The 13,056-nt window shown below is 19.1% G+C and carries 9 protein-coding genes and 1 tRNA gene; 7 read left to right on the plus strand and 3 right to left on the minus strand.

What is annotated here, in order from left to right; all coding sequences use genetic code 11:
• The first annotated feature begins 5 nt into the window (after positions 1-5).
• The 3 genes from gndA (at position 6) to dcd (ending at position 3,264) form a co-directional block, all read left to right on the plus strand.
• On the plus strand, positions 6-1,412 hold the full coding sequence (gndA, locus tag AB4W60_RS00480) for an NADP-dependent phosphogluconate dehydrogenase (protein ID WP_367676202.1): 1,407 nt from the start codon (positions 6-8) through the stop codon (positions 1,410-1,412).
• Between the two features lie 99 nt (positions 1,413-1,511).
• Entirely contained in the window at positions 1,512-2,540 is a 1,029-nt protein-coding gene (locus tag AB4W60_RS00485) for a GDP-mannose 4,6-dehydratase (RefSeq protein WP_367676203.1), read from the plus strand.
• Between the two features lie 148 nt (positions 2,541-2,688).
• Positions 2,689-3,264, plus strand: coding sequence for a dCTP deaminase (dcd, locus tag AB4W60_RS00490; RefSeq protein ID WP_343188723.1), 576 nt, complete (start codon positions 2,689-2,691; stop codon positions 3,262-3,264).
• A gap of 58 nt (positions 3,265-3,322) precedes the next feature.
• Here dcd and thiD read toward each other — a convergent pair whose 3' ends face one another.
• Entirely contained in the window at positions 3,323-4,123 is an 801-nt protein-coding gene (gene thiD, locus AB4W60_RS00495) for a bifunctional hydroxymethylpyrimidine kinase/phosphomethylpyrimidine kinase (protein ID WP_367676204.1), read from the minus strand.
• A 99-nt stretch (positions 4,124-4,222) separates the two neighbouring features.
• Between thiD and metG the strand changes: the two genes are divergently transcribed.
• On the plus strand, positions 4,223-5,860 hold the full coding sequence (metG, locus tag AB4W60_RS00500; protein WP_367676205.1) for a methionine--tRNA ligase: 1,638 nt from the start codon (positions 4,223-4,225) through the stop codon (positions 5,858-5,860).
• Positions 5,861-5,865: 5 nt separating this feature from the next.
• Here the strand turns inward: metG and tilS are convergent, their stop codons facing one another.
• Positions 5,866-7,176, minus strand: a complete 1,311-nt coding sequence (tilS, locus tag AB4W60_RS00505) for a tRNA lysidine(34) synthetase TilS (protein ID WP_367676206.1) — start codon at positions 7,174-7,176, stop codon at positions 5,866-5,868.
• Between the two features lie 84 nt (positions 7,177-7,260).
• A tRNA-Ser gene (locus AB4W60_RS00510) sits at positions 7,261-7,333 on the minus strand.
• A gap of 100 nt (positions 7,334-7,433) precedes the next feature.
• On the opposite strand from AB4W60_RS00510, the gene AB4W60_RS00515 reads away from it, so the two are divergent.
• The 3 genes from AB4W60_RS00515 to tyrS all read left to right on the plus strand — a co-directional run bounded on the left by AB4W60_RS00515 (position 7,434) and on the right by tyrS (position 13,053).
• Positions 7,434-8,039 carry a riboflavin synthase subunit alpha gene (locus AB4W60_RS00515; RefSeq protein ID WP_367676207.1) on the plus strand — a complete coding sequence of 202 codons (606 nt, stop codon included), beginning with the start codon at positions 7,434-7,436 and terminating at the stop codon, positions 8,037-8,039.
• A gap of 294 nt (positions 8,040-8,333) precedes the next feature.
• Positions 8,334-8,966 carry an endonuclease III gene (gene nth, locus AB4W60_RS00520; protein WP_367676208.1) on the plus strand — a complete coding sequence of 211 codons (633 nt, stop codon included), beginning with the start codon at positions 8,334-8,336 and terminating at the stop codon, positions 8,964-8,966.
• A gap of 2,824 nt (positions 8,967-11,790) precedes the next feature.
• On the plus strand, positions 11,791-13,053 hold the full coding sequence (gene tyrS, locus AB4W60_RS00525) for a tyrosine--tRNA ligase (protein ID WP_367676209.1): 1,263 nt from the start codon (positions 11,791-11,793) through the stop codon (positions 13,051-13,053).
• The last annotated feature ends 3 nt before the right edge of the window (positions 13,054-13,056 follow it).

The raw sequence follows: 13,056 nt of genomic DNA on the forward strand, positions 1-13,056 counted from the left end.
TTTATATGTCTAAAAAAAATATTGGTATTATAGGTATGGCTGTTATGGGTAGTAATTTAGCTATTAATATAGCTAATAATAAATACTCAGTTTCTATTTTTAATCGTTCAAGTGACAAAACAAAAAAAGTTATTACAGATAATAAAGATAAAAATATTACAGCATATTATGACATTAAAAAATTTATCTTATCCTTAGAAAAACCTAGAAAAATTTTACTTATGGTTAAATCAGGGAAAGCTGTTGATAAAACTATTAATGAAATAGTTCCTTATTTAAATAAAGGAGATATAATTATAGATGGAGGAAATTCTTTTTATAAAGACACTATGATTCGTAATAATAATTTATCCAATATAGGTTTAAATTTTATTGGATCTGGGATTTCTGGAGGAGAATATGGTGCTCTTATAGGGCCTTCTATCATGCCTGGCGGAAAAAAAATAGCATATGATCAAGTTCATCCTATTTTTGAAAAGATAGCTGCAAAATTTAATGGAGAGTCTTGTGTAACATATATTGGTCCTAATGGATCGGGGCATTATGTTAAAATGATTCATAATGGTATTGAATATGGTGATATGCAATTAATATCAGAAACATATTTTTTACTAAAACATTTTGTAGGTATGAGTAACCCAGAATTGTCAGAAATATTTTGTGAATGGAATAATGGTGAATTAAATAGTTATTTAATAGAAATTACAAAAAATATTTTTTTAAAAAAAGATGAAAATAATAATTTCTTAATAGATATGATCTTAGATCAAGCAGATAATAAAGGTACAGGAAAGTGGACTAGTAAAAATGCTTTAGATTTAGGTCAACCTTTATCATTAATTACTGAATCAGTTTTCTCTCGTTATATATCTTTCATAAAATCACAAAGAATTTTAGCATCTAAAATATTAAAAGGACCTAAAAAAGTTTGTATTATTAAAAATAAACTTGATTATATTGAACATGTAAGAAAATCTTTATATTTTAGTAAGATAATTTGTTATTCTCAAGGTTTTTCCCAATTAAAAGCAGCTTCTGATAAATATAATTGGAAATTAAATTTTTCTAATATAGCTAAAATATTTAGAGCTGGTTGTATTATTAAAGCAAAGTTTTTACAAAAAATATCTGATGCTTATATAAATGATAATAGTTTAATAAATTTGTTATTATCTAGTTATTTTAAAGATATAGCAAATAATTACCAAAATTCTTTAAGATATGTAGTTTCTCATGCTATCAATCACGGAGCTCCTATACCTGCTTTTTCTGCTGCTATTTCTTATTATGATAGTTATAGATGCTCTAATTTATCTTCTAATTTAATTCAAGCTCAAAGAGATTATTTTGGCGCACATACTTATAAAAGAATAGATATAGATGGAATTTTTCATACTAATTGGTTAAATTAATTTTTTATAAAATATATTATATTTAATACTCTATTTTTTGTTAGTAGAGATTTTTTATATCTCTGCTAGCTTTTTTATTTAAAAGTTATATAAAATTTTATGAATATTATTATAACAGGTGGTTCTAGATTTATTAGTTTAACACTAGCTAAATATATTATTAATTTTACCAATGATAAAATATTATTGATAGATAATTTAAAATGTACTAAAAATTTGAATTTATTTTTTAAAACTATGATTGATAAGGATAGAATTAGTATATTTAAAACTGATTTAGAAGATAAAAAATCTATTGATTACATATTTTTAAAGTTTCATCCTCATATTATTATTAATATTGAATATGATTATAATATTAATAATAAAATTACAGATTATTCAAATAATTTTATTAGAAATAATTTTGTTAATACTTTAAATTTATTAGAATGTTCTAAAAATTATTGGAATAGTTTAGATATAGTTGATAAAAAAACATTTAAATTTAATTGTATATTTAAATCAGATGTATATTATAAATTTAATATTTTAAATGTATTACAAGAGATTTCAATTCATGACAATATTAATCCTTATTTAATATCTAAAAGTTTAATTAGTTGTTTAATGAGTTCTTGGTATTTTTCATATAAATTACCTATTATAATTACCAATATTTCTAATCATTATGGTCCTTTAGATTTCTCTAATACATTAATTTCTAAATCTATATTTAATGCATTATTGGGTAAAAAAATTGTTTTAAATAAAGACAATATTTTTGAAATTAATAATTGGCTATATATAGATGATTATGTTAGATCTTTATATAATTTAACTGTAAAAGGTGATATTGGATATATTTATAATATAAGGTCTTACTATTTAAGTAATATAAGATTATTAAAAATTATTTGTTATTTATTAAATATTTTAGTTAAAATTAAACCTGTCGGAGTTTCTAATTTTTTTGATTTAATAGTTAGTAATTCTTTTCATCAAAAAAGTTTTTTAAATAATAATTTTATTTATAATATAATTAATACAAAAATAGAATCTAAAATTGATAAAAATTTTAAAAATAAAATTGTTAAAACTATTAAATGGTATATTAAAAATATTGAATTATTGAATTCTTTTTTTTAATTTTTATTTAGCTAATTATTAAATTTTTGTTGATAATGATCAAATTTTTATTTGGTAAAGCATTTTATTCAGATTTTCATTTTTTTTGATTTTTTTTATAGATTTTTTACAAATAAATTTTTTATTTAAATAAGAGTTAATACATTTTATGAGATTATGTGATAAAGATATTGAGATTTGGTTAAATAGTCGTAAATTATCAATTTTTCCGCATCCTGATAAAAAAAATATTCACGGAGCTACTATTGATATACATTTAGATAACACGTTTCGTATTTTTCGTGAATGTAATGCTGGATATATAGATTTGAGTCTTGCTGAAAATGAAATAAATTCATTATTACACAAAGTCATGAGCGATGAAATTATTATTAATAAAGGTAATTTTTTTTTCTTACACCCTGGTCAATTTGCTTTATCTACAACATTAGAAATAATTTCTATACCTAATAATTTGATAGGTTGGCTAGATGGTAGATCTTCATTGGCTAGACTTGGTTTAATGGTTCATGCAACTGCTCACAGAATTGACCCAGGATGGAAGGGAAAAATTGTTTTAGAATTTTATAATTCTGGTAAATTACCTCTTGCTCTGTATCCTAAAATGATTATTGGTGCTTTAAGTTTTGAAACTCTTTCTGGTAGTTCAATTAGACCTTATAATTGTAGGAGTTCTGCTAAATATTTAAATCAATTAAATATATTATCTTCTGATTCTAAATAGATATAATAATTTTTAAGATATTTATATTTTTATTTTTATATCTTAATAATTATTTTTATTACCACCATTTATAAAAGTGATTAATAGGTCCTTTTCCTTTTCCTATGTTTAGTTTTTTTGAATTTTCTATTGCTCCTTGTATCCATTTTTTTGCTTCTAAAACAGTTTTTGTCCAATTATTATATCTAGGTATTAAAGCTGTAAGTGCTGCTGATAGACTACAGCCTGTTCCATGATAGTTTTTTGTTTTTACTCTTTTTGCAGAAAATCTTATTTCTTCTGATTTAATAAATAACCAATCTGGACTTTCTTTGCTTTTTAAATGTCCTCCTTTTAACAAAACAGCTTTAGCTCCTATTTTAAGTAAATTTCTTCCTTGTATTTTCATTTCTTCTTCACTATTTGCTATATTAGTATTTAATATTATAGCAGATTCTTTTAAATTTGGCGTTATAATGGAAGCAATAGGAATTAAGTATTTACAAAAATTTTTTATAGAATTTTTTAATAGTAAAGTATGATTGCTTGTAGACACCATAACTGTATCTAAAATAATCCATGGTATTTTAGCTTGATTAAGTCTATTATATATAGTTTTAATTATTTCATTATTAAATACCATTCCAATTTTACAGCTGTCAATTTTGATATCATTAATTACTGAATCTAGTTGTTTTAAAATGAAATTTGGTTTTATAGGCATAATGTCTTGTATTCCACAGGTGTTTTGTGCTACTAATGAAGTAATTACACTAGAACCATAACTTTTTAAAGCAGCAAATACTTTAATATCAGATTGTATTCCAGCTCCTCCTGTTGGGTCAGTTCCTGCTATAGTTAAAGATTTTATTGTTTTCATTTTATTTATTATTCTTTTATTTTTGTAAAACATATTATAATATATAATTTAATTTTAATTTGTCAATTTTTTATTTGCATATGAGAATAATGTTAAATTATGATAAAACATAAAAAAGAGAAAATGATTGTAACTTGTGCTTTGCCTTATGCAAATGGTCCTATTCATCTAGGGCATATTTTAGAGCATGTTCAGGCTGATATTTGGGTTAAATACAATAGAATGTTAGGTAATGAAGTTTGGTTTATATGTGCTGATGATAGTCATGGTACTCCTATAATGCTAAAAGCTGATGAGATTGGAATAAAACCTAAAATTTTAATAGATAATGTTTTAATTGATCATAAAAAAGATTTTAGTTCTTTTAATATCGCTTATGATAATTATCATTCTACTCATAGTTTTGATAATTTATTACTTCTAAAAAAAATATATTTTAAATTAAAGAATCTTAATTTAATAAAAGAAAAAAAAGTTCTACAATTTTTTGATAATAAAAAAAAAATGTTTTTACCTGATAGATTAATTAAAGGTATTTGTCCTATTTGTAGAGCGATAGATCAATATGGAGATGCATGTGAATCTTGTGGTTCAATATATAATGCTCTTGAACTTATAAAACCAATATCCGTTTTAACTAATCAGACTCCAATACTATGTAATTCTACTCATCTGTTTTTTGATTTACCTTTTTTTTCTAAATTTTTAAAAAATTGGGTTTTTTCCGGTGTTTTACAAGATTCTGTTTCTAACAAAATATCTGAATGGTTTAAAAGTGGTTTGAAACAGTGGGATATATCAAGAGATGCCCCTTATTTTGGTTTCAAAATACCTAATTATCCAGGTAAATTTTTTTATGTTTGGTTAGATGCTACTATAGGTTATATAAGTACTTTTAAAAATTTATGCAACAAAAATAAAAATTTATACTTTGATGAATTTTGGTGCAAAAATTCTAAAAGTAAATTATATCATTTTATTGGAAAAGATATAATTTATTTTCATGGTTTATTTTGGCCTGCAATATTAGAAGCTATTAATTTTCGCAAACCTACAAAAATATTTGTACATGGTTATTTAAATATAAATAATATAAAATTATCTAAATCTAAAGGTTACTTTATTAAAGCTAGAGATTTTACTAAATATTTAGATTCAGATTGTTTAAGATATTATTATGCTACTAAATCATCATCTAATATTAATGATATAAATATTGATTTATATGATTTAATGTATAGATTTAATTCTGATATTGTAAATAAATTAGTTAATTTAGCTTCTAGAAGTGTTTCTTTTATTAATAAATATTTTAATAATTATTTATCTGAAAAATTAGAGGATCCTAATTTATATATATTTTTTATTGATAATATAAAATATATCAAAACATGTTTCAGCAATAGAAATTTTAAATTAGTTACAAAAAAAGTCATGGTTTTAACTGATACAGCTAATAAGTATTTTGATGATTTAAAACCTTGGAGTTTAATAAATAAAAATAATGAAAATTATTTGCATAACATATGCTCTATGACTGTAAATTTATTTAAAGTGTTAATAACATTTTTAGTTCCTATAATGCCCAATTTAGCAAATAAATCATCAAAAATGTTAAAATCTAAATTAACTTTTAATAATTTACATATTCCTTTACTATCACATAGAATTTCGAAATTTAAGTTTTTATGTAAACGTATTGATTATAATACTATTAATTTAATTTTAAAAAAATAAAAGTTTTATATTTGATTTATATTCCAATATATATACCATTGTTTATTTTTTTTTGGTTTTCCTTCTTTTGTAATAAATTTTCCTACTGCTGCTATTAGTTTATCATCATAAAAAATTAAAGGAATACGTTGTCTATTCCAAGGAGGTACATATAATTCTTGCCAAATTTTTTTTATTTTTTTTTTGTTATTTTTACCTAAAATATTTATTTTTCCTTCTGTTATAAATCTAATGTTTACCAATTGATTTTTTTTAGGAATTAAAATTTTTATACCTTTTTTTTTGTTTTGAGATAAATACCCTAAATTATCAATTAATTTTAATGGTTTTTTTAGATAGTGCCACATTAGAATTGTTCTTTTTATTGACTTAAATTTTTTAATCCAAAATAAACATTTATTATATCTTCTAATTTGATTATTTTTAATTATTAATTGCGGATTTGCATCTATTTTAGAGCCTATTACTTCTTTCTTAATTATCTCTAATATTTTTTTTGATGGTAAAAAATTATTGTTTTTGCTAATCCATTTTTTTATTATTGCATTTTGTTTTTCTTTACTTATTTTATTAAAATTTTTTATTTCTAATGAACCATCAGGTTTAAGATAATTTTGAAATATTTCTGATATAAATTCATTTATTAATTTTTCTTGTTCGTTGCAATTTTCGGCGCTTCTATTAACATTAACAACAAAATAAGGCCATCTATTTTTTATTAATGGTAAAATTTCATTTCTTAAAAAATTTCTATCATATTTTTTATTATAATTACTAGAATCTTCTATCCATTTTAATGAGTTTTTGTTCGCATAATTTTCTAATTCTATTTTTGTATTTTTTATTAAAGGTCTAATAATAAAATTTTTTTTATTAAAAATAGATTTATGTTTGATTCCTGATAAACCTAAAGGTCCGCTACCACGTTTTAGTGATAATAATACAGTCTCGCATTGATCATCAATATGATGAGCTGTTAATAATATTTCTTGATGTAAAATATATTTTTTTATTAAATCGTATCTTTTTTTTCTTGCTTGATCTTGAATATTTCCATTTTTTTTATTTATAAAAATTTTTTTAGTAATTAAATATACCTGTTTTTTTTTGCATTCTTTAATACAGTGTTCTTCCCATTTGTCTGAATTTTTATTTAAATTATGATTTATGTGTATTGCTCTTATTTTTATCCTTTTGTTTATATTTCTTATTTTAGTTAATTTATCTAATAAAACAGTAGAATCCAAACCTCCACTGTATGCTATTAAAAAATAGTGATTCAATTTTTTATTTTTTTTTATTATATTTTCTATCAAATTTAATCCAATAGTATTTTAGTTTTTCATAAAATAAATAATTTATTATGTTTTTTTAACTTAAAACATATACTATTTGTATTTTACGTACGAATGGATTTGAACCATTGACCTCTATTATGTCATAATAGCGCTCTACCAACTGAGCTACGCACGCAATTATTTATTTGTTTTATTTAAATAAATATAATTTATAACAAATAATGAAATTTATTTCAATAATAATATTTGTTTAAAAAATAAAGGATTTTATCAATATGTTTACTGGTATTGTACAAGGTATAGCTAAAGTAGTTTCTATTATTCACAAAAATAATTTTTCTGAATACAAAATTTTATTTTCTAATCATTTATTACAAAATATTAATTTAGGTTCTTCTGTTTCTTTGAATGGATGTTGTTTAACTGTAACTAATGTTAATCATAATTATGTTAGTTTTAATGTTATAAAAGAAACTTTGTCATTAACTAATCTTATTAATTTAATACCTAATGATTTATTAAATATAGAAAGATCTGTAAAATTAGGCGATGAAATTGGTGGTCATATAGTTACTGGTCATATTATGAATAAAATTGCTATTATAGATATAGAAAGATCTAACAATGTTTCTAAGATAGTTTTAGAATTAACAAATCCTTTATTAAAAAAATATGTTTTTTATAAAGGTTTTATTTGTTTAGATGGTATAAGTTTAACAGTATCTGATTTATCAAATAATAGCTTTTCTGTTAATTTAATTCCTGAAACTATAAAAAGAACAACTTTATATAATAAAAATATAGGAGATTTTGTTAATATAGAAATAGATTATTTTTCTCAATTAATTGTAGATACTACATTTAGATTAAATAAAAAATAATTAACTTCTTTTATTTTATAATTATTTAATATTATTTTTTATAATATGTATTTTTAGATTTAAAGTTTTTCAAATTCTATTGATTTAGCATTTTTAATTTTAAGTAAATAAAACATTATTTTAAATAAATTACTTTTTTTTGAATAAAATTTTTGATAAAACTGATTAGTTTTTAGATTTTTTTATAATAAATAATAACTATTTTATAATTTTTATTTTGTTATATTAGTTTTTAAGATTTATTTATAAAATTTTTAATTCCATTTGTTTTCTTAGAAATATGTAGAGTTTATCATGAATGAAAAAAAAATATGTAATATTTTATCCTTAATGTATAAAAAAAATCCTAAACCAACAGTAGGTTTATTATTTAATTCAGATTTTGAATTGTTAATCTCTTTAATTTTGTCTCCTAGATCAACTGATATTTCTGTAAATAAAATAACAAAAAAAATATTTGATATTGCAAGAACTCCTTATAAAATATATTCTATAGGTATCAATAATCTTAAAACATATATTAAAACAATAGGTTTATATAATAAAAAATCATCTAATATTATTCAAACTTGTAAAATTATAATAGAAAAATATAATGGTAAAATTCCTAATAATCGTAAAGATTTAGAAAATTTACCAGGTGTTGGTAGAAAAATATCTAATATATTTCTAAATGTTTTGCATAATTTACCTTTAATAGCTGTAGATACACATGTTTTACGTGTATCTAATAGATTGGGTTTAACTAATAGCACCAATACTAAAATAGTTGAATCTAAATTAACAGATATTATACCTTTAAGATATAAAATGAACTTACATAATTTGTTTGTTTCTTTTGGTAAAAAAATTTGTTATTCAAGAAAACCTAAATGCAAAATTTGTTTTTTATACGTTATGTGTGAGTATAAAAATAAAAACTATTAAACAATAAGTAATTTTTCTAAGAATTAATAATTATAAATATTATTTTATTTATTTTACCTATAAAATAGTAAAAATTTTTTATAAACTATATAAAAATATCAAACCTATTATAGGTTCTAGATTTATAGTGCTTTTTAATAATAGAAAAATATTTGGTATTATAATAGGTATTACTGAAATATAGTAACTTAACATTAAAAATAAAATATATTGAATATTTAATTGATAGATCTTTTATTTATTCTAAAAAAATGAATTTTTTGCATTTTTCTGATGATAATTATCATTATCTTTTTAATTTTTTTTATTTGATTGTATGCCTTTATGATTAAAAAGAATTATAAAATTGAGGATTTTTTTATATTACAATAGAAGATTATTTATCTAGGTTACTGTGTAGATTTGCAAAATTTTAAAAATACTTAAAAATTTAAAATATTATCAATCTTAAATAAATTAATAGTATATTGCAATAAAATCAAAAGATATAAATTAAGTATAAAAGTTTTTCACTAACTTTAAGATAAGATTTTATTTTATGTAATAAATTATAAACATGATTATAATTATATAAAATATGTTATTAATTTTATTAAATTAGATAATTTTTTATAAAAAAGTTATTTTTATATTAAATAAAATATTCGATAAATATAAGTATTTTTATGCTTAATTGATAATAGGTATTGATTATCAATTCAAATTAAAAATTAAATTTTATTTTAATAAAATATTTTATAATTAAAGAATTACAGATATTAAGTGTATTACCTCATATATATCAGATTTTAGATTTATTAAATTATTTTACTAATAATATTAATGTTCCTATTGATGTTATATATATTAAGTTAGATAATTAAGATTTTTTATCTTCTTAGAATATATCTAAAGATAGATAAAATACAATTATTGTATTTATACTTTTTCTATTTTTATTTCTATTTTAAGATTAGGAATAATTATTACTCATTATTATTATAATATAATTTATAAAAATACATCTAATTTTCTTTATAATACACGTGATTTATTCTATATCAAGAGCTTTTATATAAGATATACCAATGTTTTAACTTCTCTAACATTTTTTTTAGATATTATTAATAATATTATTAAAAATAAATTTTATAATTTTAATTTAGATATTTTATTAAAATTAAATTGTATGAGTTTTCATTTTAAAAAGATTATAGATATTAAATCTACAAGACTTAAATATAGTTTATCTAATAATTTGATAAACGAAATTGAATATAATTTAAAATTAGATTTTAATATTTTATTGTTATATTAATCTAATTATTTTTTATATTTTTGGTATATTTTTTATTAAATATGATTATATATTATAATTCTTGTTATAATTTTATGTATTATAATCATTGTATAGTTTATTTTCCTATACCTTTCAATTATATCAACTGTAATTTTTCTAAAATTTCTATTCATAAATTGAAAATTAATATATTATTAATGATTTAATTATTAATGGTAAAATAATTAAAAATATTATTTTTTATAACTAATAATTCTATTTATAAAGAAATATTTTTAGAAAATTATTTTTTTTACAAATAATTATAATAATTAATTTAAATTAATTTCTTTTGTATGTATAAAATCTTATTTATATCAATATAACTATAGATATACAGAATATTTTTTCAGTTTTGTTTTTTTCAATAAATGAAATAAAAGATTTTAAAGATATAATTATACAAACTTATGATAAAAATTATATTTTTTGATAAAATAATTCAAAAAATATAATTATAAAAAATTTTTTAGCTTTTTATTAATTCATAAAAAGTATATAATTTATTACTTTTTAATCATATTATTATCCAATTTTTTGTTATTAAGTTATTTTTATTTTTTTTAAAAAACAATTATTTTTATGAAAAATTGAATCTTTCATATTTCTGGATTATTGTTCTTATCCAATTGTTTCTATCAAATATAACAAAAAGTATTAATTAAATTTATTAGTTCAACATTTTTAACATATTTATTTACATTAATTATTTAACAAGATTATACCTTATGTAAATTTATCTTATATATCAAGAAAAATTTCTTAGTATTTAAATATCGATCCTATCCAATAATTATTTTAATTTATATTTAAATTTATTTTTTATTAGAATTTAATTCTATGAAATTTGAAAAAATATATAGTTTTAAACATTAATGTTTTAATATAGAATTAATAAAAAATTTATCTATTGATACTTTAGTTTTATTTTATAGTTGTTTTATATAAATTTATAATTATTGATATTATTGTTTTAATATTACGATTTTATCTATTATGAATAATTTTAATAAAGTCTATAAAAGAACTATATTATTAAAAAATATATTTGCAATAAATAGCATTACGTTTTTGTATAAATTTACATAATTAAAATTTAAAAATATAAAATTAAATGCTTATGTTAGTATATTATTTCTATAAATATATGTTTTTTAAGCAATTTGTTATTAAAATTATTGCTAAAAAATTAATGTTAAATAAAATAATAAGTATCTTTATTAAAGATCTATAAATAGTCAAATTAGTTCTTAGTTATTTAAATAATCATAATTTTTATATAGTATAACTATATAAGATAAAAGATTTTTTATTTTAAATAAATAATTTAAAAATAAAATTTGTATAATTTTTACTTATTTTTATGGAAAATTAAGTCTTATATTAAAGAAATTTAATTTTGTTAAGGTAGAAATAATTATTTATATTATCATTTATTATAGAGATAAATTAAATTGAAAAACTAAATTTTTATTTGATTGATATTTTAATAAAGGAAAATATTTTATGAAAAATATTTTGGATGATTTTAAGTCTAGAAATTTGATTTATCAAATTTCAGATTACAAATATATTAATTTAAAATTATTACATAATTCTATTAAATTATATTGTGGTTTTGATCCTACTTCTGATAGTTTGCATGTAGGTCATTTATTACCTATTATATGTTTAAAAAGATTTCAAATTTTTAATCATAAACCTATTATTTTATTAGGAGGTGCTACTAGTTTAATCGGAGATCCTAGTTTTAAAAATAAAGAACGAAAATTATTTGAAGTTGATAAAATTATTTCATGGTCTAAAAATATTAACAATCAATTAAATTTTTTATTTAGATCTCAAAAAGAAAATAACAAAGTAACAATTATAAACAATTACAATTGGTTTAAGAAAATTAATTTATTGGAATTTTTAAGAGACGTGGGTAAAGTTTTTTCTATTAGTAAATTAATTAACAAAGATTCAGTTAAACAAAGAATTAATCGTTTAGATCAAGGGATTTCTTTTGCTGAATTTTCATATAATTTACTTCAAAGTTATGATTTTTTTTGGCTTAGAAAAAAATATGGAGTTATTTTACAAATTGGCGGATCTGATCAATGGGGTAATATTACTTCCGGTATATATTTAACTAGACGTTTATATAATAAAAAAGTTTTTGGATTAACTATGCCTTTAATATTAAAATCAAACGGCATAAAGTTTGGTAAAAGTGAAAAAGATAACATATGGTTGGATTCTAACAAAACTAGTCCATATAAATTTTATCAATTTTGGATTAATGTTTCAGATTCTGATGTTTTTAATTTTTTGAAGTTTTTTACTTTTATAGATATTTTATATATTTTATCTTTAGAACAAAATAAGACATATTCTAATATAATTATTGCAAAATCTTTATTAGCTTATGAAATTACTAAATTAGTACATGGTAAAATTGCTGCAAAATCAGCTAAACGTATAAGTAATAATATATTCTATAATAATATTAATGATTTTTTAGAATCAGATTTTGAGCAATTAAAACAAGACGGTATGCCTAAAATATTTTTACATGGTCATGAAGATTTATGCCAAGTTCTTGTTGATTCCAATTTAGTCATGTCACGTAGTCGTGCTAAAAATATGATAGAATCTAACTCTATTTATATAAATAATAGAAAAGAAACAAACTATAGATATACTTTTAATATAAATGATAAATTATTTAAAAAGTATACAATTTTAAAAAAAGGTAAAAAAAATTTTTGTTTATTATGTTGGTGATGA

The sequence above is a fragment of the Buchnera aphidicola (Neophyllaphis podocarpi) genome (genome assembly GCF_964059055.1).
GTDB lineage: Bacteria > Pseudomonadota > Gammaproteobacteria > Enterobacterales > Enterobacteriaceae > Buchnera_M > Buchnera_M aphidicola_A.